A 24,312-nucleotide genomic window follows, 5' to 3' on the forward strand; every position below is an offset into this window, starting at 1 on the left:
GTCGCCTTCGCGGTCGGGTGGGTCGGGCGGTCAGCCGACGGGAGCGGCGCTGGCAGACCGGTCGGTCTGTGCGGGTACGGCGACGGCGACCGGTGCTTCGCCCGGCGGTCGGCGAACGTCGATCACCTGACCGGTGAGATCTGAGATCAGCACGTCCAGCGACGACTGGGCGACGGTCTCGGCGGCGAGCAGCGTGTGCTCAGGCTCCGCGCCGAAGGCCTTCGTCCGCATCGGAGTGGCGGTCCGCTCCGGGTTGATGACGTTCACCCGTACGCCGAACTCCGCCCACTCGTCCGACAGCGCCTGCGTGAGGTTGACCAGGGCGGCCTTGGTGGCCGAGTAGAGCGCGTAGTCGGCCCGCCCCCGGGTGTACGAGCTGGAGGTGTAGAGCAGCAGCTGGCCCTTGGTCTGCTGGAGGTAGGGCAGGGCCTGCCGGGCGACGGTGACCGGGCCGACGAAGTTGACCTGGAGCACCCGGTCGATGGTCTCCTGGTCCATCTCGGCAAGTGCGCCCTTCTCCAGGATTCCGGCGGTGACCACCACGTGGTCGATCCGGCCGGTGGCCTCGAAGGCGGTCTGCAACGCGGCCTCGACGTCCTCGGGGCGCTCGACGTGCGTGCCGGTGCTGGAGCGGCTGAACGGGAAGACCTGGGCACCGTAGCGGCGGGCCAGCTCCGTGAGGTCGTGACCGATGCCGTAGCTGCCGCCGAAGACGACGATCGTGCGGCCGGAGACCTCCTCGCTGTACGCGCGGTGGTCGGTCAGCCGGGGCACCTTGGCGGCGGCCAGCTGGAACAGCTTGTCGGCCAGGTGCACGTCGACCGGGTGGGTGACCTTGATGTTCTCGTCCGAGCCGTCGATCACCTTGATCGGGGTCTGCGGGAGGTAGCGCAGCACCACGCCGCAGTCGTCGGTGGCGGCGAAGTTGGGGTCGCCCTCGGCCCGGCGGTACGCCTCGCGGATGGTGCCGGAGCGGAACGCCTGCGGGGTCTGGCCTCGACGCAGCGTGGCCCGCACGGGAATGTCGGTGATGCACTCGTTCTCGTCGACCTGGATGATCGTGTCGGCCGACGGGATGGCCACGTCGACGGCCGAGTAGGTCCACAGCGCGTTCACGCACTCCCGGACGATCCGGCCGCTGAGCAGCGGGCGCACCGCGTCGTGGAAGAGAATGTTGCAGTCACCCTCGCCGACCGCGTCCAGCGCGACGCGGGTGGTGGCGTTGCGGGTGTCGCCACCCTCGATCACCTTGGTGACCTTGCGGAAGCCGGCCTTGTCGACGATCTTCTGCGCCTCGGCGACGTGCCCGGTGGCCATCAGCACGATGATCTCGTCGATCTCGGGCGCGGCTTCGAAGACGGAAAGCGTGTGCTCGATGATCGGCTTACCGGCGATCTTGAGCAACTGCTTGGGAATGCCCAGGCCCAGCCGGGTGCCGGTGCCGCCGGCCAACACCACCGCCACCGTCCGTGAGGGTCGCCACGGCGCCCGTTCCTCCGGCGTCGTACCCGGATCGGTGGTCTGGTCCTGCGTCATTGCCGGTCCTCGCTCTCGGGGGTGCATGACAGTGGTGGAGTACATGAACGGAAGGTTCCGCCGACACGGCGACGGAGTGAACCATAACGCGCGGGCCGCGCCGCCCCAACGGGACAACGCGGCCCACGAAGCCGCTCGTTCACCCAGACTCTACTTGCCGTTCGTAAATGCCTCGTAGGCCGTCAGCACCTCGGCGGTCGGGCCGTCCATCCGGATTTCGCCGGACTCCAGCCAGATGGTCCGTTCGCAGGTGTCCCGTACGGACGAGAGCTGGTGGCTGACCAGGAACACCGTGCCGGCGCTCTCCCGCAACTCGCGCACCCGCTGCTCGCTGCGCTTGCGGAACGCCTTGTCTCCGGTGGCGAGGGCCTCGTCGATGAGCAGCACGTCGTGCTGCTTCGCGGCGGCGATGGAGAAGCGCAGCCGGGCCGACATGCCGGAGGAGTAGGTGCGCATCGGCAGTGAGGCGAAGTCACCCCGCTGATTGATGCCGGAGAACTCGATGATCTCCGGAAGCTTGCGCCGCACCTCCGCCGGTGACATGCCCATGGCCAGGCAGCCGAGCGTGACGTTGCGTTCACCCGGCAGGTCGTTGAGCAGGGCGGCGTTCACGCCGAGCAGCGAGGGCTGCCCCTGGGTGTAGACCGCACCCTGCTCCACCGGCAGCAGTCCGGCGATGGCCCGCAGCAGGGTCGACTTGCCGGAGCCGTTGGTGCCGATCAGCCCGATGGCCTCGCCCCGGTACGCGGTGAAGGTGACCCCGCGCACCGCGTGCACCACCCGTACGTTCGGCGCTTTGGTGCGGGTGACCATCCGCTTGACGGCGGCCACCGGGCTGGTGTTTCCGGCGGAGCCCTTGTGCACCCGGTAGACGACGTGCGCGTCGTCCACCACCACGGTGGGGATCCGCTCCTGGATCCGGGGGAGGGTCACCGTCACATCATTCGACATTTCCAGGTTAACCACGGCCGTACTCCTGTTCGCCGCGCCAGAAGTAGAGGTAGCCGCCGAGGCCCGCGACCACCGCCCAGCCGAGCGCGATCAGCCAGGTCAGCGGCAGCGAGTCGTTGAGCAGGTGGGTGTTCTCCAGCAGGGAGATGCGGGCCAGCTCGATGTAGACGAGCATCGGGTTGAACTGCACCACCGCGGTCGCCCAGCCCGGCAGGTTCTCGGCGAACAGGTTGACGCTGTAGAGCACCCCGGAGCCGTACATCCAGGCCCGCAGCACGAACGGCATGACCTGCTTGAGGTCGGTGGCCTTGGCGCCCAGCCGGGCCATCACCATGGTCAACCCGGCGTTGAAGATCGTCTGCAACAGCACCGCCGGCATCAGCATCAGCCACATCAGGGTGATCGGCTCACCGGTGGCGGTCACGATGGCCACCAGCACCACGATCGAGCCGAGCAGTTGCTGGAACTGGGTGGCGGTGATGGCCAGCGGCAGGGCGGCCCGGGGAAAGTGCAGGGCGCGGATCAGCCCGAGGTTGCCGCTGATCGCCTGGGTGCCCTGGTGCACGCTGGTCTGGGTGAAGTTGAAGATGAACAGCCCGGTGGTCAGGTAGGCGATGAAGTTGTCCATGCCCCGGTCCTGTTCGAGCACCAGACCGAAGATCAGGTAATAGACCGCCGCGTTGGTCAGCGGGGTGAGCACCTGCCACAGCTGCCCGAGCCGGGCGTTGCTGAACGAGGCGGTGAGCTTGGCGTGTGAGTACGCGGAGATGAAGTGCCGGTAGCGCCACAGTTGACCGCTGTAGGCGCCGAGCGAGGGCCGCTCGCCGGCCACCCGCAGCCCGTGTCGGGCGGCCAGCTGGGCTGGGGTGAGGCCGGAGTCGGGGTCGGCCAGCAGGTTGGCCATGGGGATTGGCGCTCCGATCTGTCGTGCCGGCGTTTTGTCTCGCGACGGGAGAATCTAGCGTGGTCAGTGCAGGAGCGCCGCCCCCGGTCACTGGCTGGACAGTAGTCCGAAATGCGTCGGGACGCAACCGTAGCGTCGTTGCGCTACGCTGTCCCTCGTGACAGTCGAGAAGAGTCCCAGGTGACGGCCGAGAAGAGACGCACACCAGCCGGTGCGGCGGTGCTCCGTGGGGAGATCACCACGGCCATCCGGCGCGCCCTCACGCAGGAACTCGCCGCGGTCGGGTACGGCCGGCTCTCCATCGAGGCGGTGGCCCGCCGCGCCGGGGTCAGCAAGACCGCGATCTACCGCCGCTGGAACTCCAAGCTCGATCTCGTGCTGGAGGTGGTGGCCGCCGCCGCCGGCCGTAGGCTTCCGGCGCTGGACACCGGCACCCTGCGCGGTGACCTGTCCCTGCTGTTCCAGGTGGTGGCGCACGCGCTGCGGCATCCGCTGGCCGCGCAGATCATCCCCGACCTGCTGGCCGAGGCGGCCCGCAACCCGACCATCGACGAGACCCTCCAGCGGGTGCTGCGCGCCCGGCAGCAGGAGGTCGCCGGTGAGCTGATCGAACGGGGGATGCGGCGCGGTGAACTGCCCGCCGACACCGACCCGGACACGGCGGTCGACCTGATCGTCGGTCCGCTGTACTGGCGGATCGCCATCGCCCGTACCCCCGTCACCGACAGCTACCTGGAGGCCCTGGTGGAGTCGGTGGCCCTCGGGCTGGGTGCGCAGGACGCGGTGCCACGGCAACGCTCGGCGTCCGGCCCTGGCTGAGCCCGGGTTGAGCGCCGGCCGCCCTGGGTACGGCTGATCGGACCGGCCGTCGCCCCGCGCGTCGGCTCGACTCGGTGACCCCGGCAGGACTACTACTCTCGGTGTGGATCGTGCCGCAGGAGTGCCGTAGCGCGTACGAAGCGCGCAGCCCAGCCGCACCCGCCCGTACTACGACGAGGACGCCCGTGTCGATGACCGACCAGACCGTCGCCGTCGCCGCTGCCGAGCCGGTGCCGGCCGATGAGGCGACCGTCCCCGCACCCGCCCGCCCCAGCCGGGCGCGGCTGGTGGCCGGCCGTGTCCGGGCGGGCTTCGCCGCGATACCCGCCGTCCTGACCGACGGTGCCGTGCTGGCCTTCGCGCTCTGGACGCTGCTCTACCACGCCGCGCTGCCGTTGGGGCTCGCCCCGTCCCTGACGCTGCGGATCTGGCTGGTGGCCGGGCCGGCGCTGGCCCTGCTCGCCGTCCTGGTCCGGTTCGCCCTGCGGTGGCGTCGACGCCACCGCGCCGCCCGGTCGCCCGGCCCGGCCGACGGCGCTCCCGCTGCCGCCGGCACGCTGGACGGAGGCATGCCGGACGGAGACATCGACGTCGGCTCCGGCGCGAACGGCGCGGCGACGCACCGGGAGACCGACGTCACGACAGCCCTCTCCGACGACACACCGGCGGTGGACCCCGACGCCGTCCCGACCGACCGCGAGGGTCTCCCGGCGGACCGCGAGGCCGCCCTGGCGGACCCCGACGCCGTCCCGGCGTCGGGAAGGGGAAAGGACCGGGCGGCCGCCGCTGTAGAGGCCCGGGGGGAGGGCGCGGCGGCTGATGCCCCGGCGCTCGCGCACGAGGCGGGCCGTGCCGGCCGAATGCCTGTCGCGCAGCGCTGGTTGACCGCGCTGGTCCTGCTGGTCGGCACCGGGGCGGCGATCGCCGCCGGGGTCGCGGGCACGCCGGCCGGCGCCGGCCTGTCCTGGTGGGTGCCGGCCTCCGCGGGAGCCGTGGCGGCCGTCGGCGCGGTGCTGCTGACCTGGCGGACGTGGCGGACCACCCCGGCAACCAGGCCCCCCGCACCCGCGCCGACGGCCTGGCAGTCGGCGTACGCGCTGTTGATCGCCGGCGGGGCCGCCGTCGCCTCGCTCTACCTGGCCCGTAGTACCCCGGACGACATCTACTACGTGGGGCGTTCGGTGTGGGTCGCGGAGCGGGACAACGTTCCGCTCAACGACTTCCTGTTCAGCGAGAACGTCCTGCCGGCGATGGCGTCCCAGCCACCGATCGCCAGCATCGAGGTGCTGGCCGGCGCGCTCGCCCGTTTCTTCGGCCTGCCGGCCGCCTCGGCGACCTGGTACGTGCTGCTGCCGATCATGGCCGTGCTCGCCGTGCTGGCCCTGTGGCGGCTGGTGCAGCGCTGGGCGCCTCGACGCCCGGTGCTCGCCTTCACCGTGGCCATCGCCTTCCTCGCCCTGGTCTGCGGCCCGGACGCCGCCCTGGGCACCTTCCATCTGCCCCGGCTCTACCAGGGCAAGGGCATGTTCGTCTCCGCGGTCGTGCCGTTGATGTGGCTCTACCTGACCCGATGGTTCGACGACCGCTCCCGGCGCGGGTTGGTGCTGATAGTCGCGTTGTCCATCGCCGCGACCGGGCTCACCACCACGGCCGCGATCATCCTGCCGTTGCTGGTGGGCGGGGCGGCCCTGATGATGCTGCTGGTGGGCCGTTGGAAGTCGGCGCTGGCCGCCGGTGTGGCCGCGTTGGCGTACCCGGTCGGGGCGGTGGTGATCACCCAGCTGATCCTCGGCTCGGCGAACGAGGCCGCCGCGGACGTCAACTTCTACGACGCCGCGCACACCTACCGGCGGACGTTCGAGATCGGCATCGTCGGGGTGATCGGCGGCCTCGCGCTGTGGTGCGGGCCCCTGCTGGCCCGCCGTCGCACCCCGGGACTGCTGGCGGCCGGCGGCGCGCTCACGCTGAGCGTGCTGCTGGTACCCGGGGTCCTGGAATGGCTCAGCGCGGTCACCGGCATCTCGGTCGTGCTGTGGCGGGTGTCGTGGCTGCTCGCCCTACCGGTGCTGATCGGCCTGTTGTGCACCGTCTGGCTGCCGACCCGCCTGCGTACCGTGCGGGCGCTGGTCGGTGTGGTGCTGGCCGGGGCGATGGTGACCTCGTTCGCGATCTACGCGGTGCCGATGTGGGACGAGCGCAGCGCGGTGCTGGTGCACGACGAGCCCACCTGGAAGATCCGGACGAAACGGCAGGCCATCGCACAGTTCATCGTCGACCTCGACCGGCCGGACGGTCTGGTGCTCGCACCGGCGAGCATCATGCGGACCATTCCGCTGATGACCACCGAGGCGCGGGTGGTCCTGCCCCGCGAGTTCTTCCTCGTCGAGTACGACATCAACTCGCAGTTCTCGCAGGACCGACTGCTGCTGACCCGGTTCGCCAACGGCGGTCCGGCCGCCGAGCGGCCCGCCCGGGACGACGTCGTGGCCGCGTTGGAGCGACTGGACGTGGGCACGATCTGCGTCTACAGCCAGAACCGTTTCGCCCAGCGAACCGGAGAGCGGTTCGGCTACACCCGGTTCGCCGAGCGCCCGGCCGACCCTCCCGTCCACCCCAACGCGGTCACCTGTCTGCGTCGCGAGTAGACCGGCACCCGGACGTCACCGCGTCGATGTCCCGCGTTAAGGTCGCAGCTGCGCTGGAGCCGAGCGGCCACCGGCCGTCGATTTCGCTAGGGAGCTGTCCCGTGTTCGGCACGTTGACTGGGCGCGTCGGTGTGGCCGCGCGCGGGGCCCTGCTGGTGGGGGCGTACCTGCTCCTGCTCACCACCGGCGCGCTCGGCTGGGTCGCCGGGTTCGCGGTCGCCGCCTTGGCGGCCGTGCTCGGCGAGTTCGCGGTGCAGCGATGGTCACCGGCCACCGCGACGCTGATGGAGAAGGCCGGTCTCGGCCTCGGCTACCGGCAGTTGGGCCGCGACGTGGCGGTCGTGCTCCTGACCGTCGCCGAGGTGCGGCCGGCCGGCGGCGAACTCACCCTGCTGCTCCTGCTGCCCGCCACGGTGTGGCTGATCGCCGTCTTCGCCGGAGCGTTCCACCGGATCATCGACCGGCGCAACCCCGGCGGATCGATGGTGCGCAACATCGATTTGGGTCGGCTCGGCGCCGGGCCGGGACTGCCACGGTGGGCTGCCGCTCTCGCCGGCGACCGGCTGCCCTGGGTGAACGTGCTGCTCGTGCCGGCGGCGGTGGCCGCGGCGGTCGCCGGTACTGCGGCGCCTCTCCTCGTGGCCGGCGGGATCGCCGTCGGGCTGGCCGGAGTGCTCGGCGGCATCGTCGCGTGGACCTGGCTGCGGGGCAGGGGCACCGGACACAGCCCCCGGCTGTCGGCGGTGCAGCGGTGGCTCGACAGCCACCGCCCGGAGGTCGCGCTGTACTTCGCCGGTCCGGGCAAGGACATCTACCAGGCGAACATGTGGCTCGCGCCGATCGAGGCGCTGGGCCGGCGGACGGTGGTGTTCCTGCGCAACCCGGAGGCTCTGGCCGAGTTGGCCGAGACGCGGCTGCCGGTGGTCTGCGTCCCGCCCGGTGCGGATTTCATGAACCTCGGCAAGGCCAGCGTGCGGGTGGCGCTGTATCCCGCCAACGCCGGGGAGAACATCCACATGCTGCGGGAGCCCGGCGTGCGCCACGTGTTCGTCGGGCACGGCGACAGCGACAAGGCGGCCAGCGTCAACCCGTTCTGCAAGGTCTACGACGAGGTCTGGGTGGCCGGCCCGGCCGGCCGGGAGCGGCTCGCCCGCGCCAGGACAGGCGTGCGCGACGAGCACGTGGTGGAGATAGGCCGGCCACAACTGGCCGGCGTGCGCGCCCTCGGTCAGCGGCCCACCGACCGTCCCTTCACCGTGCTCTACGCGCCCACCTGGGAGGGCTGGCTGGCCGACGATCCCTATCACAGCTCGGTCCTGCTGATGGGCGAACGGATCGTCGCCGGGTTGCTGGCGATCCGGCCGGAGGTCCGGCTGATCTACAAGCCGCATCCGCTCACCGGCAGTCGTTCCGGGCGGGCCCGAGCGGCACACGAGCGGATCGTGCAGCGCATCCGCAGCGCCGGTGGGGAGGTCGACGCGACGACGCTGGACGGACCGGCGCACCGGGTCGTCACCGGGCGGGTGCCCGCGCTGTTCGACTGCTTCAACCAGACCGACCTGCTGGTCAGCGACGTGTCCAGCGTGGTGTCCGACTTCGTGCAGAGCCAGCGGCCGTACGTGGTGGCCAACCCCGCCGGGCTGCTCGAGGACGAGTTCCGGCGGTCCTTCCCGACCTCCCGGGCGGCGTACCTGCTGGCCGCCGACTGCGGGGAACTGGAGAAGATCGTGGCGGTGACCCGGGCCGGCGACGACCCGATGACCGAGGCCCGCCGGGAGCTGAAGACCTACCTGCTCGGCCCGGCCGACGCCAACCCGATGGACCGGTTCGCCGAGGAGATCGGCCGGCTCTGCCGCTGACCCGGACACGCTCGACGTGGCCGTGACGAGACCCTCGTCCCGGGCACGTCGTCGTCGACCCGGTTTTGTCCGGTACCGGCCCGGTCCGCCGGCCCGACGGGCATGCTCGAAGGGCAGCCGCCGGCGAGGGGATGGGCATGGAGAGCTACCACGAGGACTGGACCGACAGCCAGCGCGCGCTCTACGACGAGTGCTACCGCGCCGGTGCCGACTGGGCCGACGACCCCGACACTCCGTCGGAGGACGTCCAGCACGTGATCAATCTGGCGGAGGCCGACGACGACACCCTCGCCGACGCCGAGACCGACTTCGCGCCGCTTGTCGACGCGGTCACCGAGGCCACCGGCGAGGTCGTCGCCACCGTGCCGGCCAGCCATGAGGACCCCGGATTCAAGGGCTTCGTGGACGGGGTACGCGACGGCACCTCCGACGAGACCTTCGGCCTCTGAACCGCCCCCGGAGCCCGGGCCTGTCCACCCGGCCGCTCGTCTGCCACCATCTAGTGCGGGTTAGCAGACCGAACGGGGAGGCCGGGTGCGCATCCTGCTGGTCGAGGACGACCGACGGGTGGCTGCCGCACTGTCGTCGGCCCTGACCCGACGCGGCTACGAGGTGGAGCACGCCGCCACGGTCGCCGCCGCGCTCTCCGCCGCCCCCTGCGACCTGGTGCTGCTCGACCTCACCCTGCCCGACGGCGACGGCACCGACCTGTGCCGGCAGTTGCGGCGGCGCAGCAACCAGCTCGGCATCATCGCGGTGACCGCCCGTGGTGAGGAGCGGGACCGGGTGCTCGGCCTGCGGCTCGGCGCGGACGACTACGTGGTCAAGCCCTTCTCGATGGTGGAACTCCAGGCCCGCATCGAGGCGGTGCTGCGGCGGGCCGCACACGCGGCACCGGAGCGCAACCTGATCGAGGTCGGGCCGGTCTACATCGACGTGGCGGCCCGCACCGTCGCGGTGGCCGGGCGACCGGTGTCGCTGACCCGCAAGGAGTTCGACGTCCTGCTCTCCCTGGCCCGGCAACCCGGCGTCGCGGTGCCCCGCGACCGGATCCTGCTCGACGCCTGGGGCACCACCTTCACCGATCGGCACACCGTCGAGGTGCACGTCGGTTCGCTGCGCGGCAAGCTCGGCGACCCGCGTCTGGTGGAGACCGTCCGCGGCGTCGGTTACCGGCTCCGGGGCGAGTGAGGAGCCCGGGGTGCGACGGCGGCTGGTGATCAGCTATCTGCTGCTGATGGTGCTGGTGGTGGTGGCGCTGGGCACGCCGCTGGCGGTGACGCTCACCACCCGGGAGACCGACCGGGTACGGGCCGACCGGCTCGCCGACGCCACCCGCTTCGCCTCGCTGGCCGGGCCGGCGTTGCGTGACGGCACACCCGGTCCGCTCGACCACGAGCTGGGCAGCTACGACGAGCTGTACGGCATCGGCGCGGCGGTGGTGGACCGGGATCGGCGGGAGGTGGTGGCCTCGGCGAGCTGGCGACCGGCCCCGGGCACCGGCGAGGCACTCGACGTCGCGTTGTCCGGGCAACAGGCCAGCGGACCCGACTCGGTCTGGCCGTGGGTCGACGGGCCGATCGTGGTGGCGGTGCCGATCAACGACGGCGGCGAGGTGCTCGGTGCGGTGGTCACCGCCACCCCGGCCGACGGGGTCCGGCGTACCGTCGCCACCTGGTGGACGCTCGTCGCCGCGCTGGGTCTGCTGGCCGTGCTGGCCTGCGTGCTCACCGCGTTCGGGCTGGCCGGCTGGGTGCTGCGTCCGGTCACCGAGCTGGACGCGGTCACCCACGAGATCGCCGAGGGTGATCGCGGTGCCCGGGTGCAGCACCGGTTGGGGCCGCCGGAGCTGCGCCGCCTCGCGAGGAGCTTCAACCACATGGCCGACGTCGTCTCCGACGTGATGGACCGGCAGCGGGCGTTCGTCGCGCACGCCAGCCACCAGCTCCGCAATCCGTTGACCGCGCTGCGGCTGCGGGTGGAGGAGCTGGGGCCGAGCGTCAGCGACGAGCGGGGCCGCGCCGAGCATCGGCTGGCGTTGGAGGAGACCGACCGGCTCGCACTGCTGCTCGACGCGTTGCTCACCCTCGCCCGCGCCGAACGGCGCGAGAACCAGCGGATCACCGTCGACGCGACGGCCGCGGCGGAGTCCCGGGTCGCGGCCTGGGAGCCGCTGGCCCGCCACCGGTCGGTCACCCTGCGGCTGGCGGCCGATTCCGGCCCGGTGTACGCCCGTACCGTGCCGACCGCCATCGACCAGGCTCTCGACGCTCTGATCGACAACGCGGTGAAGTTCAGCGGCGCGGGCGGCGAGGTGACGGTGACCGTCGCGGCCCGCGACGGTGGGACCATCCTGGAGGTACGCGACACCGGCCCGGGGATGACCCGCAGCCAGCTCGGCCGGGCCACCGAACGGTTCTGGCGGGCACCGGAGGTGCAGAACGTCGACGGTGCCGGGCTGGGGCTGACCATCGCCGCCGTGCTCGTCGACGCCTCCGACGGCCGGCTCACCATGCACCCGAACTCGCCGCGTGGCCTGGTCGCCGCGCTGTGGTTCCCGCAGCCGGCGGAGCCGGCCGAACCCACCGGCCCGGATCCCGCGGCCGGCCCGCTGGCAGCCAGCGACCCGGCGTCGTCCGCGCCAGCAGTGGCCTGAGCAGGGCTCGCCCGCCGGGGACGGCCGAGGTTTGCTCTGATCCGTAGTATGAGTGCTATCTTTCAGCGCACAGATCATATGGAGGTGGTGGTCCATGGTTGTCAGCGCCGGGGCGGAAACCCCGACCAGCACCGGGTCGTCGACCGACCGGGGCACCACCCTGGACGTGCACGACCTGCGGATGCGGTACGGCTCGACCGATGTGCTCACCGGCGTGTCGTTCCGCGCGCGGCGCGGCGAGGTGCTGGCCCTGCTGGGCCCGAACGGTGCCGGCAAGACCACCACCATCGAGATCCTGGAGGGCTTCCGGATGCGTTCCGGCGGCCGGGTCGAGGTGCTGGGGACCGACCCGGCGCGCGGCGACGAGCGGTGGCGGTCCCGGCTCGGTGTGGTGCTCCAGTCCTGGCGCGACCACGGCCGATGGCGGGTGCGGGAGCTGCTGGCCCACCTCGGCTCCTACTACGCGCCCTACTCGACCGAGCGGACCAGCCGCCCGTGGGACGTCGACGAGCTGATCCAGGTGGTCGGGCTGACCGAGCACGCGGACAAGAAGGTCGGTCAGCTCTCCGGCGGCCAACGCCGCCGGGTGGACGTGGCCATCGGCATCGTCGGCCGGCCGGAGGTGCTCTTCCTCGACGAGCCGACCGCCGGGTTCGACCCGGCCGCCCGCCGCGAGTTCCACGACCTGGTGCACCGGCTCACCGACATCGACGACACCACAATCCTGCTCACCACCCACGACCTGGACGAGGCGGAGAAGCTGGCCGACCGGATCCTCATCCTGGCCGGCGGCCGGATCATCGCCAGCGGGTCCGCCGACGAGTTGTCCCGCCGCATCTCCGCCGACGCCGAGGTGCGCTGGAGCCGGGGCGGAACACGGTTCGTGCACTCGACCGGCGACGCGACCGGCTTCGTCCGGGAGCTGTTCGCCCAGCACGGCGAGGACGTCGCCGACCTGGAGGTGCGCCGGGCCAGCCTGGAGGACACCTACATGACGTTGGTACGCGATCACGAGTCCGGCCGCGCCGACGGCGTGACCCGCGCGTTCGAGGAGGTGGCGCGATGAGCCCGATGGTCGTGGCCGCCCGGGCCGGTCTGTCCCGGGGCCGCATCGAGCTACGGCAGAGCTTCACCAACGCGGAGACCCTCTGGGGTTACCTCTTCCCGACGGTCGTCCTGCTGGTGGTGATGTTCTTCCTGCGGGGGGCCAAGGTGCCGGGCACCGAGTTCTCACTCGGTGCGCAGACCCTGCCCAGCACGCTCGGCATGACCGTGGCGTTCGGCGGACTGGTCACCACGGCGTCGATCCTCACCGTGGAGCGGGAGGACGGCACCCTGCTACGCGCCAAGGCCACCCCGAACGGGATGTTCGGTTATCTCATCAGCAAGATCACCCTGGTGTCCGGGATGACGCTGGTCAGCGTCGTCCTGCTGCTCGTGCCGGGCCTGTTCCTCTTCGACGCGCTCGCACTCGACAGCGCCACGGCCTGGCTGACCCTGGCCGGGGTGATGCTTGTCGGCATGGTGGCGACCATGCCGGTCGGTGCGGTCTTCGGCTCGCTGCTGTCCAACCCCCGGAACATGGGGCTGATCATGCTGCCGATGATGGGACTCATCGCGACGTCCGGCATCTTCTACCCGATCACCGCCATGCCCGGCTGGTTGCAGGCGGTCGCGCAGGTCTTCCCGATCTACTGGCTCGGTCTCGGCATGCGGTCGGCGTTGCTGCCCGAGGCGATGGCCGCCGTCGAGATCGGCGACTCGTGGCGGCACCTGGAGACGCTGCTGGTGCTCGGCGGCTGGGCGGTCGCCGGGCTGGTCCTGGCGCCGGTGGTGCTGCGCCGGATGGCCCGCCGGGAGTCCGGTTCGAGCGTGGCGGCCCGCCGCGAGAAGGCCATGCAGCGGGTGACCTGAGGATGGACCGTCGAGATGAGTGAGCTGGTCCACAACCGCATCGCCATGCTCCGGGCGGAGCGGGGAATCTCCCGCCGTCAGCTGGCCGAAGCGCTTGGCGTGCACTACCAGACCATCGGCTACCTGGAACGCGGCGAGTTCAGCCCGAGCCTGCATCTGGCGCTGCGGATCGCCCGGCACTTCGAGGTGCCGGTGGAAGTGGTCTTCTCCACCGAACCGTTCCCCCGCCTGGGCGACGCCGCGCCCCCGGCCGCGCGGTCCGCCTGATCGGCCCGGTCAGGGTTTGCTGGCCCGGTAGTAGTCGACGGCACCGGGGTGCAGGGGCAACGGTGAGGTGGCGATGGCCGAGCGAGGACTCATCCGGCCGGCCGCCGGGTGCGCCGCAGCCAGTTCGGAGCGGCGTTCCATCAGCAGCCGGGTCACCTCGCGTACCAGCGACTCCGGCAGGCTGGCCCGCACCACCAGGTAGTTCGGGTTGGCCACGGTGGTGACCGGATCGACGTCGTACACCGAGCGGGGAATGTCGCGGGGCACGTACACCTCCGGGTTGCCGCGCCGCAGCGGTGCCGTCCACTCGCCGAGGTCGACGATGCGGGTGGGGGTCTCCCGGGCGAACTCGGCGACCGCGCGCACCGGCAGCCCGCCGGAGAAGAAGAAGGCGTCGATCCGGCCGGCGTGCAGCGCGGCCACCGAATCGTCCAGGCCGAGCTGTTCCTGCCGCACCTGTGCGCTGTCGAGGCCGGCGGCGGTCAACAGCCGGTCCACCGTGATCTTGGTCCCGGAGCCGGCCGCGCCGACCGAGACCCGCCGCCCGCGCAGGTCGGTCAGGGTCCGTACCGGGCTGTCGGCGGTGGTGACCAGGTGCAGCAGGTCGTCGTAGACCCGGGCCACCGCCACCACCGGCGGGTCCGGACCCGGGTCGGCCTGCAGCACGTCGGCCTGGGTGAAGCCGAGTTCGGCCTGCCCGGCGTTGAGCAGTTGCACGTTCTCCGCGGAGGCGGCGGTGACCAGCACCTCCGCCCGCACCTGCGGCAGTTCCCGGTTGAGGATGGCCGCCAGTGACGAGCCGAAGGCGTGGTAGACGGCGGTGGGGCTGCCGGTGGCGATCCGGATGACCACCGGCTCACCCGGGTCGTCGCGGCAGCCGCCGAGGCCGGGCAGAGCCAGCAGCACGGTCAGCGCCACCGCCACGCGGGCGCCGCGCCACCGGGCTCGGGCGGGGTACCGGGTAGGGGTCACGGGCAGCACTGTGCGCCGCCGGACCCAATTGGCGCAACCCCGGGGCGGGCGCAGCGTGGTGCGACCGTGGCACGACCGCCGGGTCAGGCCACCGGCCGCTGCACCGCCTCCTCCGCCGCGTACCGCAGGATCCGGTCCCGGTCCCGACCGTGCGCCACGCTGACCAGGAAGCAGCCGGTGCTCGGCCGCAGCAGCGCCGGCACGTCCAGCAGGGCGGCGCCGCGCACCAGCACCGCGCCGAGTTCCCGGTCGGTGATCCGCACCCCGAGGATGTGCCGCCGGACATGCCGACCACCGGCCAGCAGCGCGGCCCGCCAGGCGGCGGCGGCCAACCGGGTGCGCCACAACCGCCGCGCCGTCGAGGCACCCGGCACCGGGCCGCCGAGCAGTTCGCGCCGACCGCGCCGCCAGCCGTTCTCCACGATCGCCGCGTACGTCGGCCGGTGGTCCCGCTCGACGTGCAGCCGGTGCAACTCGTACCGGCGGCGCAGCCCACCGACCGCCACCTCGTGCCGCACCGGGATGTCGAGGCGATCGAGCAGTTGCCGGGTCCGCCGGGCCGCCTCCTCCCGGTTGAATTCGATCGTGGTTGGCCGGACGGGTTGCTGCCCGGCCTGCCGGTTCGCGGGGGTCGCCGGCGGCGGCATGCAGCGCAGCAGGCAGGCCGTTTCGAAGGCGTCGGCCAGGGTCGTCCAGTCCAGCGGGGGCGGTGCCGACGCGGGTCGGACCGACGACGGCATGCCGGAGGCCGGCAGGGCCGACGACGGGCGGGACCGGTCGAGCAGGATCGGTTCGGCAACCACCGGAGGGCCTCCTCGTCGCGTCGGGTCCTCTTACGGTGGCCCGGGACACCGACCGGTGGTACCGATCCGGTCCAGCCTTGAGGAAATCTTGCGCCTGGTTACAGCTCTGAAACGAGCACGTCGACCTGACGCGGTCGACCGGGCGCAGTGGCGTGCTCGTACACCTGGTACTTCAGGTCCCGCAGCGTCGTCACCAGCGCGGCCGCGGACCGTGGCCGGGCACCGGCGAGCAGCAGATCCCGCACCAGCCGGCCCTTGGTGGCCTTGTTGAAGTGGCTGACCACCGAACGCACCGGCACCCCGTCGACCTCCCTCTCGTGCAGCACCCGCACGGTGAGGGTGCGCTCGGCCAACTCGCCGCGCGGTGTCCAGGCCGCCGCGTACGCCCCGGAACGCAGGTCCAGCACCGGGCCGCGACCGGCCGCCGCGGTCAGCGCGGCACCCAGGTCCCGACGCCACAGCGCCGGCAACGCGCCGACCCCGGGCAGCCGGGCCCCGATCGGGCACCGGTACGGCGGAATCCGGTCGGTCAGCCGCACCGCGCCCCACAGGCCGGAGCTGACCAGCACCTGACGTGCGGCCGCCCGCTGCGCCGTCGCCGGCAGGCCGGCCAGGTCGAGGGCCTCGTAGAGTACGCCGGTGTAGATCCGGCCGGCGGGCGCGGTGGCGGCCAGCCGCAGCCGGGCGTTGCGCCGCAGTTCACCGTGCTGCCCAGCGCTGAGACCGAGCGCGGTCAGCGCCGCCTCCGGCGCGCCGGCGCTGAGGTCGACGAGCGCCGACAGTACCTCCTCCCGCCGGGGGTTCAGCTCCGGCAGGGACAGCCGGTCCAGGTCCAGTCGGCGGCCCGAGCCGGCCTCGGCCTTGCCCTCCGAGGGCGGCAGCAGGATGAGCATGGGTGACTCTAACGCCAGGGGCGCAGCGGCTCCGGCGGGTGGTACACCCGGAAACCGCCGATCTCCGCGAGCAGCGCCGCGCCGGCCCGGTCGCCGAGCAGTTCCCGCAGCCGCCGGTCCGCCGGGGCGTCGGCCGCCAGCACGTACCCGGGCCGGGGTGCCCGGGCCAGCCGCCACCAGTACGCCGGGTACCGGTTCTGCCCCGGGTGCAGGCTGCCCTCGACCACTGCGCAGATCACCTCCTCGGCGGTGTTGAAGACCAGCCGGTTGCAGGTCCAGTACTCGCCGTACACCTCACGCAGGCCAGCCGCGTGCACCGTGTCGGCCAACTGTCGGGCCTGTCGTTCCTCGACGCGCCCGGGATCCGCGCCGGTGGTGGCGAACAGCACGGTCACCACGAGTGAGCCGGCAGCGAGGGCACCAAGCACGGCGGTGGCGGCCACCCCCGCCACCCGGCCCGCCACGCCGGCCGTGCCCCGTCGGGCGGCGACCGCCGCCACCCACAACGGCCACAGCACCGCCGGCAGCGACAGTTGCAGCACCGACAGGTAGCGGGCGTTGCCCAGCGGATCCGTCGCCGCCAGCGGGCTGCGCACGTACGCCAGCAGGGTCAGCGCCGCGCCGGTGAGCAGCGCGAGGTGCACGACCGGGCCGACCCGGTCGCCACGCCCGCTCGCCCGCCGGTACGCCAGCCCGGCGAACGTCGCCGCCACCACCAGCAGCAGCGGGTAGAGCAGGCCGAACCACGCCTGCCACCGGGCGCAGCCGTCGACCGGGCAGAGCCCGGCGGCCAGCGGTACCCCCTCCAGCAGGCCACCGCCGAGCCGCTGTGACCACGGCGGCACCGGCCCGTTCTCGCCGCTGATGCCCCGCAACACCGACAGGGAGTCCTGCCCGGGTGGGGCCACCAGGTTGTCCCGGATCATCGGGGCGAGCCCGACGGCGAAGCCGACCACCAGCAGCAACCCCGCCCAGCCGAACAGTTCCCGGCGCAGCGTCCACACCAGCGCCAGCCCGGCCACCGCCAGGTACGGCACGATCAGCCAGTCCGACCAGAGCGCCACCCCGGCGAGCAGCCCGAAGCCGCCCACGGCCAGCGTGCGGTGCCGTACCGCGCCGCGGGCCAGCGCCACCACGACCAGCAGCATCGCCAGCACCGCCACCTTGACCTCCGGCCGCCCGCCGACCGCGGTCACCTGGTCTCGGACGACCCGCTCGGAGCCGAGGGCGAGCAGCCCGACGACCACGGTGGCGAACCACGGCGAGCCGATCCGCCGGGTCAACCGGTGGATCAGCCAGAGGAACAGCGCGTAGAGCGCGAGCACCGGCAGCCGCAGCATCGGCCAGCTCGGTCCGGTCACCGCGAGCAGCGGCGCGGCCAGGTACGACTCCAGGGTGCCCATGTACCGCTGGCCGTAGAGGAAGATCGGCTGCTCGCGGCCCTGCGCGATGTGCAGCGCGGCCAGTCCGAAGGTCGCCTCGTCGCTGTTGGAGACCGGCACGGTGGTCAGCACCAGGACCAGCCGGTAACCGACGCCGAGCAGCCCGAACAGCAGCGCGACGAGCGCCGGCCGGTCGAGCCGCCACCGCCCGCGCTGTCGCCCTGGTTCCGCCGCTGCTCGTGGCACGACCTCGCCCCCGTCGCCGTCCCGACCGGAGTGTGTCACGGCGGCGGGGCCGGGCGTGGCGGTTCGGCTCAGCTCGCGTGGCCGAGGTGGCTGGTCTGTGGCAGGGTTGCTGGCGTGCCACCCACTCCCGCAGGCCAGCTGGCCATACCGAATCTGCACCGGGCCGCGCGGATCGAGGACGCCGTGCACGCCCTGGTGGAACGCCGGCTGCGGCGGACCGGCTGGCGGACCAACATCATCGCGTACACCGGCTACGGCGGGCCCGGCTGGGTGCGGGTGATGTGCCGGGTGCTGCTGGGCCGGCCGGACACCCGCCAGCGGGGCCGGCTGGAGAAGGTCCGGGGCTGGCGCAGCTTCACCACCCTGCCGGCCAAGCACGTGACGGTGACCATCGAGACCGGCGGGGTGGTGCACGAGGCGCGGGCCGACCGCAGCGGCTTCATCGACACGGTGGTCGAGGCGACGTTGCCACCCGGCTGGGGTTCGGTGCGGCTGAGCATGCCCGACGCCGAGCCGGTCGAGGCGCCGGTGCGCATCCTCGACCCGGAGGTGCGCTTCGGCATCATCTCCGACATCGACGACACGGTCATGGTGACCGCGCTGCCCCGGCCGCTGCTCGCCGCGTGGAACACCTTCGTCCTCGACGAGCACGCCCGCGCGGCGGTGCCCGGCATGGCCGTGCTCTACGAGCGGCTGGTCACCGCCCACCCCGGTGCGCCGGTGTTCTACCTGTCCACCGGCGCGTGGAACGTCGCTCCGACGTTGACCCGGTTCCTGTCCCGGCACCTCTACCCCGCCGGGCCGCTGCTGTTGACCGACTGGGGGCCGACCCAGGACCGCTGGTTCCGCAGCGGGCGGGAACACAAGCGGGCCACCCTGGCCCGGCTGGCCAAGGAGTTCCCGGACGTACGCTGGCTGCTCGTCGGCGACGACGGCCAGCACGACCAGGAGATCTACCGCGAGTTCGTCGCCGCCCACCCGGACAACGTGGCCGGGGTGGCGATCCGCCGGCTGTCGCCCGCCCAGGCGGTGCTCGCCGGTAGCCTGCCGATCCCGCACGACCACCCCACCGAGGGGCTGGTGGGGCAGAAGTGGCTATCCGCCCCCGACGGCGCCGGCCTGTGGACCCTGCTGCGCGGCGCCGGCCTGGTCTGAGCCGGCCCTCGGGTTCGGCGGCCCTCGGGTTCGGCGCCCTCGCCCCTGCGGGCCGGGCCGGCGGGGAAACTGGTGGGCAGGCGGGCGGAGCCGGTCACCCGGCCCGGCCCACCTACCCTGCGACGGCGTCGCCTACCCCTGCGACGGGCGTCAGCCGCCCGGCGTGAGCGTGACCTCGCCGGTGCAGCCGGCCAGAGTGCGCCGGTCTTCGAGCAGGTCGATGACCGCCTGCCGGTTGGCGATCCGCGCCTCGGACTGCGCGTCCGGGTTGCGGCGCTGGCCGTCGATGAAGGCGAGGTTGTTGCGGACCGCGCCGTCGAGGCCGGCGCAGTTCTCCGCCGCGCCACCGTTGAGTGCCGCGTTCGGGTCCGCGTCGGGCACCTCCACCTCACCGGTGCAGCCGGCCGCCGCGCGCCGCTGCTCCAACTGGTCGACGACCGCCTGCCGGTTGGCGATCCGGGCCTCCGACAGCTCGTCGGGGAAGACCAACTGGTCGGCGATGAACGCCAGGTTGCTGCCCACGGCGGCGTCCAGGCCGTCGCAGTTCTCACTTGCCTGACTGGTCCCGGTCGCCACCGCGAAGGCCACCGCCAGGGTCACCCCGACCGCCGCGAACCCCGCGATCCTCCGCTGCCCCGGCGAGGGTTCGCTGCCACGGTTCCGGGCCGTACCCCTGCTGCTCGCCATCGATCCTCCGCCTCGTCGTCCACCTGGAACCGGGAGTACGGACGCGGGGGCGGGCGAAGTTCACCGTCCGATGATCTACGTGCCGGAGCGGCGGATCGTTCTACTTCAAGTAAGCGTCACGTCACCCAAACATGAACCTGCCCGGCTGGCATCGGACTTCGCGGCGACATCCGGTCGAGATCTTGGAAAGTTCCGGTCAGCTGAACGGAAACTTTCCAAGATCTCGTGAGGTGCCCTCCGTTCACGCCGGACGGAGCCAGAGGGCGCCCAGGGGCGGCACGCGCAGCGCCACCGAGGCGGGTTGGCCGTGCCAGGGGACGTTCTCGGCGTACACCGTGCCGAGGTTGCCGACCCCGGAGCCGCCGTAGTGGTGGGCGTCGGTGTTGACCACCTCCGCCCAGGCGCCGGCCGCCGGCAACCCGATCCGGTAGTCCTCAAGCGGCAGCGCGGAGAAGTTGGCCACGCAGACCACTGTCGCCCCGTCGGGCGCGATCCGGACGAACGAGACGGTGTTGTTGGCGACGTCGTCACCGGCGAGCCAGCGGAAACCGGCGGGGGAGGTGTCCTGCGCCCACAGGGCGGGGGTGTCCCGGTAGACCCGGTTCAGGTCGCCGACCAGGCGTTGCACGCCGGCCCGTGCCGGGTCGTGCAGCAGGTACCAGTCGAGGCCGCGTTCCTCGCTCCACTCCCGGTCGTCGGCCAGCTCACACCCCATGAACAACAACTGCTTGCCCGGGTGCGCCCACATGTACGCCAGCAGCACCCGCACGTTCGCCAGCCGCTGCCAGGTGTCCCCGGGCATCTTGCTCGCCAGCGAGCCCTTGCCGTGCACCACCTCGTCGTGGCTGATCGGCAGCGTGTAGTTCTCGCTCCAGGCGTACGCCAGGGAGAAGGTGAGCTGATGGTGGTGGTGCTGCCGGTAGATCGGGTCCTTCGAGGTGTAGAGCAGGGTGTCGTGCATCCAGCCCATGTTCCACTTGAACCCGAAGCCGAGCCCGCCGTCGCTCGTCGCCCGGGTCACCCCCGGCCAGGCGGTGGACTCCTCGGCGATCATCAGCACCCCGGCGTGGTGCTTGTAGACCGTCGCGTTGACCTCCTGCATGAACGCGATGGCCTCCAGGTTCTCCCGGCCGCCGTGCACGTTCGGCGTCCACTGCCCGTCGGAGCGGGAGTAGTCCAGGTAGAGCATCGAGGCGACCGCGTCCACCCGCAGCCCGTCGACGTGGAACTCGTCGAGCCAGTAGAGCGCGTTGGCGACCAGGAAGTTGCGCACCTCGCGGCGACCGAAGTCGAAGACGTAGGTGCCCCAGTCGGGATGCTCACCCCGGCGCGGATCGGGATGCTCGTAGAGCGGGGTGCCGTCGAACCGCGCGAGGGCCCACTCGTCCTTGGGGAAGTGCGCCGGCACCCAGTCCAGGATCACCCCGATGCCGGCGGCGTGCAGCCGATCCACCAGGTACCGGAAGTCGTCCGGATCGCCGAACCGGGCCGTCGGGGCGTAGTAGCCGGTCACCTGGTAGCCCCACGAGCCGCCGAACGGGTGCTCCATCACCGGCAGGAACTCCACGTGGGTGAAGCCCAGCTCCACCACGTACGCGGCCAACTGCTCGGCCAGCTCCCGGTAACCCAGGCCGGGCCGCCACGAGCCCAGGTGCACCTCGTACACGCTCATCGGCTCCTGGTGCGGCTGCCGCCGGGACCGCCGGCTGATCCACTCCGCGTCGGACCAGTCGAACGTGGACCGGTGCACCACCGACGCGGTGGCCGGCGGCACCTCCGCGTACGCGGCGAGCGGGTCGGCCTTGTCCCGCCAGTACCCGTCCGCGCCCAGCACGCGGTACTTGTACCGGCTGCCGGCGGTGGCCCCGGGCACGAAGATCTCCCACACGCCGGTCGAGCCGAGTGACCGCATCGGCCAGCCGTCGTCGGGTGCCCAGCCGGTGACGTCGCCGACCAGCCGCACACCCCGGGCGTTCGGCGCCCACACCGCGAACGCCACCCCGCCGTCGAGTACCCGGGCACCGAGCGCCTCCCACAGCCGCTCGTGCCGGCCCTCACCGATAAGGTGCAGGTCCAACTCGCCGAGGGCCGGCGGGAAACGGTACGGGTCGTCGTGGCGTACCCCGTCGACGTCGAGCCGGTAGTCGAGCACCTCACCGGGGACGGTGGCCTCGAAGACGCCGACGTCGTGCACCCGCTTCATCGGGTGCCGCTCCTCGCCGACCAGCACGCCGACGTCACCCGCGCCCCGGCGCAGGGCGCGGATCACCGTACGCCCGCCGGCCGGGTGCGCGCCGAGCACGGCGTGCGGGTCGTGGATCTCCCCGGAGATCAGCTGGTCCATCGGGTGTCGTCCTTCTGGGCGGGAGCGGTCGGTGCGGTGCCGCCCGACAGGTCGGCGGGCACGTTCTGGACGGTCAGGGCGACCGGCTCGGCGCCGCCCTGACCCGGTGACCCGGCGTCGGTCGGCCCGGACGCGCCCGGCCCGGTCGACGGCGACGCCGCGGCGACCGGGCGCAGGGTGAGCACGTGCGCGGGTTGCAGGTACGGGTCGAGCCGGACCGCGTTGCGCTGCCCCCAGTCGTAGCGGGCCCCGGTCAGCTCGTCGTGCACGGTGAACCGGTCGTGCCAGTCCAGACCGAGCGCCGGCATGTCCAGGGTGGTGTTGCCCCACTGCACGGTGTGCGAGTCGAACGAGCAGACGACCAGCACCGTGTTCCCGGTTTCCGGATCACGCTTGGACCAGCACAGCAGGGCCGGGTTGTCGATATCGTGGAAGACCAGGTTCCGCAGCCGGCGCAGGGCCGGATTCTCCCGGCGTACCCGGTTCAGGGTGGTGATGAACGGCGCCAGCGAGCGGCCCCGCGCCTCGGCACCGGCCCAGTCCCGGGGCCGCAGCTCGTACTTCTCGTTGTCGAGGTACTCCTCCGCGCCGGGGCGCGCCACGTGCTCGAACAGCTCGTACCCGGCGTACATGCCCCACGACGGGGAGAGCAGCGCGGCCAGCACCGCCCGGATCTTGAACATCGGCGGCCCGCCGTGCTGCAACGAGGCGTGCAGGATGTCCGGCGTGTTGGGCCAGAAGTTCGGTCGCATGTAGTCGGCCGCCGCCACCAGCTCCGTGCAGTACTCCCGCATCTCCGCCGCCGAGGTCCGCCAGGTGAAGTACGTGTACGACTGGGTGAAGCCGACCTTGGCCAGCCCGTGCATCATCGCCGGCCGGGTGAACGCCTCGGCGAGGAAGAGCACGTCCGGGTCGACCCGCTTGACCTCCCAGATCAGCCAGTGCCAGAAGTCGACGGGCTTGGTGTGCGGGTTGTCCACCCGGAAGATCTTCACGCCCTCGCCGACCCAGTGCCGCACCACCCGCAGCACCTCGGCGCGGATGCCCTCCGGGTCGTTGTCGAAGTTCAGCGGGTAGATGTCCTGGTACTTCTTCGGCGGGTTCTCCGCGTACGCGATGCTGCCGTCGGCCCGGGTGGTGAACCACTCCGGATGCTCGGTCACCCACGGGTGGTCCGGCGCGCACTGCAACGCCAGGTCCATCGCCACCTCCAGGCCCGCCTCGGCGGCGGCGGCGACGAAGTCCCGGAAGTCCTCCGGCGTACCCAGATCGGGGTGGATGGCGTCGTGCCCGCCCTCGGCCGCGCCGATCGCCCACGGCGAACCCACGTCGTCCGGCCCGGCGAGCAGGCTGTTGTTCGGGCCCTTGCGGTTGACCCGGCCGATCGGGTGGATCGGCGGCAGATAGAGCACGTCGAAACCCATCGCCGCGACGCCCGGCAGCCGCTCGGTGGCGGTGGCGAAGGTGCCGGAGCGGGCCGGCGCGTCCACGGTCGCCGGCACCGCCCCCTCGGAGCGGGGAAAGAACTCGTACCAGGCGGAGAAGAGGGCCCGCTCGCGGTCGGTCCAGAGGCGGTACTCCTCGCCGGTGGTGACCAGCTCACGCACCGGATGCGCCCAGAGCAGGTCGGCCAGGTCCAGTGCCGGGCTCACCCGCTGCGGCAGCGGCCGCTTGGCGTCACCCAGGGCCTTCGCGGCCGTCTTGAGGCGGGCCCGCTCGGCCTTCGGCACCAGTTTGGTCGCAGCGTTGAGCACGCGTACGCCCTCGGCCAGGTCGTTGGCCAGCTCGGCCGGCCCCTGGCCGGCGGCGATCTTCTTGGTGACCGCGTTGTGCCAGGTCAGGTAGGGGTCGCTGAACGCCTCAACGGTGAACATCCACTCGCCCACCGCGTCCGGCACGATGGTGGCGTGCCACCGGTCCTGGCCGGGTTCACCCGGACGCATCCGGGTGAACGGGCGGGCCACCCCGTCCGGGCCGAGCCACACCACGTTGCAGCCGAGCGCGTCGTGCCCCTCGCGGTAGGCGCGCGCCGACACCGGCACCACCTCGCCGACCACCGCACGAGCCGGGTAGCGACCGCAGGAGACGACGGGGGAGACGTCTTCGATCGGGAACCGTCCGCTCACCGCCCCAACCTACTGCCCGAGATCCCCTCGCGCTCGGCTGACCGTCGCCCGCGTCCACTGATCCCTGCACTTTCGGGGATGCTGCTGCCTCGTCCGCGCACCGCGCCGGAGGCAGCATCATCCCTGAAGTTGCGCGGCGCGTGAGTCTGGCAC

The 24,312-nt window shown here is 72.3% G+C and carries 20 protein-coding genes; 10 read left to right on the top strand and 10 right to left on the bottom strand.

Translation table 11 applies throughout. The annotated features are described in order from the left end of the window. Positions 1–30 precede the first annotated feature (30 nt). The 3 genes from KBX00_RS07035 to KBX00_RS07045 form a co-directional block, all read right to left on the bottom strand. On the bottom strand, positions 31–1,536 hold the full coding sequence (locus KBX00_RS07035; protein ID WP_210824438.1) for a bifunctional cytidylyltransferase/SDR family oxidoreductase: 1,506 nt from the start codon (positions 1,534–1,536) through the stop codon (positions 31–33). 150 nt (positions 1,537–1,686) lie between these two features. Further along, on the bottom strand, positions 1,687–2,487 hold the full coding sequence (locus KBX00_RS07040) for an ABC transporter ATP-binding protein (RefSeq protein WP_210824764.1): 801 nt from the start codon (positions 2,485–2,487) through the stop codon (positions 1,687–1,689). 7 nt (positions 2,488–2,494) lie between these two features. Continuing rightward, complete coding sequence (locus KBX00_RS07045) at positions 2,495–3,391, bottom strand: ABC transporter permease (RefSeq protein ID WP_210824440.1); 897 nt, start codon at positions 3,389–3,391, stop codon at positions 2,495–2,497. A gap of 219 nt (positions 3,392–3,610) precedes the next feature. Between KBX00_RS07045 and KBX00_RS07050 the strand changes: the two genes are divergently transcribed. The 9 genes from KBX00_RS07050 to KBX00_RS07090 all read left to right on the top strand — a co-directional run bounded on the left by KBX00_RS07050 (position 3,611) and on the right by KBX00_RS07090 (position 13,551). Next, on the top strand, positions 3,611–4,210 hold the full coding sequence (locus KBX00_RS07050) for a TetR/AcrR family transcriptional regulator (protein ID WP_210824766.1): 600 nt from the start codon (positions 3,611–3,613) through the stop codon (positions 4,208–4,210). Positions 4,211–4,401: 191 nt separating this feature from the next. Next, positions 4,402–6,855, top strand: coding sequence for a DUF6077 domain-containing protein (locus KBX00_RS07055; RefSeq protein ID WP_301547478.1), 2,454 nt, complete (start codon positions 4,402–4,404; stop codon positions 6,853–6,855). A gap of 101 nt (positions 6,856–6,956) precedes the next feature. Beyond that, positions 6,957–8,714 (top strand): CDP-glycerol glycerophosphotransferase family protein, encoded by a 1,758-nt coding sequence (locus tag KBX00_RS07060; RefSeq protein WP_210824444.1) that lies wholly within the window; start codon positions 6,957–6,959, stop codon positions 8,712–8,714. Between the two features lie 137 nt (positions 8,715–8,851). Then, complete coding sequence (locus KBX00_RS07065) at positions 8,852–9,163, top strand: hypothetical protein (protein WP_210824446.1); 312 nt, start codon at positions 8,852–8,854, stop codon at positions 9,161–9,163. A gap of 85 nt (positions 9,164–9,248) precedes the next feature. Further along, positions 9,249–9,905, top strand: a complete 657-nt coding sequence (locus KBX00_RS07070) for a response regulator transcription factor (protein ID WP_210824448.1) — start codon at positions 9,249–9,251, stop codon at positions 9,903–9,905. Between the two features lie 10 nt (positions 9,906–9,915). Continuing rightward, positions 9,916–11,370: a HAMP domain-containing sensor histidine kinase gene (locus tag KBX00_RS07075; protein ID WP_210824450.1), complete on the top strand. Its 1,455-nt coding sequence runs from the start codon at positions 9,916–9,918 to the stop codon at positions 11,368–11,370. A gap of 94 nt (positions 11,371–11,464) precedes the next feature. Beyond that, on the top strand, positions 11,465–12,436 hold the full coding sequence (locus tag KBX00_RS07080; RefSeq protein ID WP_374225258.1) for an ABC transporter ATP-binding protein: 972 nt from the start codon (positions 11,465–11,467) through the stop codon (positions 12,434–12,436). Continuing rightward, positions 12,433–13,284: an ABC transporter permease gene (locus tag KBX00_RS07085; protein WP_210824453.1), complete on the top strand. Its 852-nt coding sequence runs from the start codon at positions 12,433–12,435 to the stop codon at positions 13,282–13,284. The genes KBX00_RS07080 and KBX00_RS07085 overlap by 4 nt, the downstream gene beginning before the upstream one ends. A 15-nt stretch (positions 13,285–13,299) precedes the next feature. Continuing rightward, positions 13,300–13,551, top strand: coding sequence for a helix-turn-helix transcriptional regulator (locus tag KBX00_RS07090; protein ID WP_210824455.1), 252 nt, complete (start codon positions 13,300–13,302; stop codon positions 13,549–13,551). Positions 13,552–13,560: 9 nt separating this feature from the next. Here the strand turns inward: KBX00_RS07090 and KBX00_RS07095 are convergent, their stop codons facing one another. The 4 genes from KBX00_RS07095 to KBX00_RS07110 form a co-directional block, all read right to left on the bottom strand. Beyond that, positions 13,561–14,523 carry a TAXI family TRAP transporter solute-binding subunit gene (locus KBX00_RS07095; protein WP_374225259.1) on the bottom strand — a complete coding sequence of 321 codons (963 nt, stop codon included), beginning with the start codon at positions 14,521–14,523 and terminating at the stop codon, positions 13,561–13,563. An 83-nt stretch (positions 14,524–14,606) separates the two neighbouring features. Next, entirely contained in the window at positions 14,607–15,326 is a 720-nt protein-coding gene (locus KBX00_RS07100; protein WP_374225260.1) for a hypothetical protein, read from the bottom strand. A 98-nt stretch (positions 15,327–15,424) separates the two neighbouring features. Then, on the bottom strand, positions 15,425–16,219 hold the full coding sequence (gene yaaA / locus KBX00_RS07105; RefSeq protein ID WP_210824459.1) for a peroxide stress protein YaaA: 795 nt from the start codon (positions 16,217–16,219) through the stop codon (positions 15,425–15,427). Positions 16,220–16,227: 8 nt separating this feature from the next. Next, on the bottom strand, positions 16,228–17,847 hold the full coding sequence (locus KBX00_RS07110) for a glycosyltransferase family 39 protein (RefSeq protein ID WP_210824461.1): 1,620 nt from the start codon (positions 17,845–17,847) through the stop codon (positions 16,228–16,230). Between the two features lie 114 nt (positions 17,848–17,961). Between KBX00_RS07110 and KBX00_RS07115 the strand changes: the two genes are divergently transcribed. Beyond that, entirely contained in the window at positions 17,962–19,002 is a 1,041-nt protein-coding gene (locus KBX00_RS07115; protein ID WP_210824463.1) for an App1 family protein, read from the top strand. A gap of 150 nt (positions 19,003–19,152) precedes the next feature. Here KBX00_RS07115 and KBX00_RS07120 read toward each other — a convergent pair whose 3' ends face one another. The 3 genes from KBX00_RS07120 to KBX00_RS07130 all read right to left on the bottom strand — a co-directional run bounded on the left by KBX00_RS07120 (position 19,153) and on the right by KBX00_RS07130 (position 24,159). Further along, the gene (locus KBX00_RS07120) at positions 19,153–19,689 is read right to left on the bottom strand and encodes a hypothetical protein (protein ID WP_210824465.1); all 537 of its coding nucleotides are present in this window, start codon (positions 19,687–19,689) and stop codon (positions 19,153–19,155) included. A 241-nt stretch (positions 19,690–19,930) separates the two neighbouring features. Further along, the gene (gene glgB / locus KBX00_RS07125; RefSeq protein ID WP_210824467.1) at positions 19,931–22,033 is read right to left on the bottom strand and encodes a 1,4-alpha-glucan branching protein GlgB; all 2,103 of its coding nucleotides are present in this window, start codon (positions 22,031–22,033) and stop codon (positions 19,931–19,933) included. Beyond that, positions 22,021–24,159, bottom strand: a complete 2,139-nt coding sequence (locus KBX00_RS07130; RefSeq protein WP_210824469.1) for an alpha-1,4-glucan--maltose-1-phosphate maltosyltransferase — start codon at positions 24,157–24,159, stop codon at positions 22,021–22,023. Before KBX00_RS07130 ends, glgB begins: the two co-directional genes overlap by 13 nt. Positions 24,160–24,312 lie beyond the last annotated feature (153 nt).

Source organism: Micromonospora sp. C95 (assembly GCF_018070465.1).
In the GTDB taxonomy this organism is placed as follows: Bacteria; Actinomycetota; Actinomycetes; order Mycobacteriales; family Micromonosporaceae; genus Micromonospora.

Excerpts from the sequence above, each read along its gene's own strand:
- KBX00_RS07035 (WP_210824438.1), bottom strand. The coding sequence starts at position 1,536 with ATGACGCAGGACCAGACCACCGATCCGGGTACGACGCCGGAGGAACGG.
- KBX00_RS07040 (WP_210824764.1), bottom strand. The coding sequence starts at position 2,487 with ATGTCGAATGATGTGACGGTGACCCTCCCCCGGATCCAGGAGCGGATC.
- KBX00_RS07045 (WP_210824440.1), bottom strand. The coding sequence starts at position 3,391 with ATGGCCAACCTGCTGGCCGACCCCGACTCCGGCCTCACCCCAGCCCAG.
- KBX00_RS07055 (WP_301547478.1), top strand. The coding sequence starts at position 4,402 with ATGACCGACCAGACCGTCGCCGTCGCCGCTGCCGAGCCGGTGCCGGCC.
- KBX00_RS07065 (WP_210824446.1), top strand. The coding sequence starts at position 8,852 with ATGGAGAGCTACCACGAGGACTGGACCGACAGCCAGCGCGCGCTCTAC.
- KBX00_RS07080 (WP_374225258.1), top strand. The coding sequence starts at position 11,465 with ATGGTTGTCAGCGCCGGGGCGGAAACCCCGACCAGCACCGGGTCGTCG.
- KBX00_RS07085 (WP_210824453.1), top strand. The coding sequence starts at position 12,433 with ATGAGCCCGATGGTCGTGGCCGCCCGGGCCGGTCTGTCCCGGGGCCGC.
- KBX00_RS07090 (WP_210824455.1), top strand. The coding sequence starts at position 13,300 with ATGAGTGAGCTGGTCCACAACCGCATCGCCATGCTCCGGGCGGAGCGG.
- yaaA (WP_210824459.1), bottom strand. The coding sequence starts at position 16,219 with ATGCTCATCCTGCTGCCGCCCTCGGAGGGCAAGGCCGAGGCCGGCTCG.
- KBX00_RS07120 (WP_210824465.1), bottom strand. The coding sequence starts at position 19,689 with ATGGCGAGCAGCAGGGGTACGGCCCGGAACCGTGGCAGCGAACCCTCG.
- glgB (WP_210824467.1), bottom strand. The coding sequence starts at position 22,033 with ATGGACCAGCTGATCTCCGGGGAGATCCACGACCCGCACGCCGTGCTC.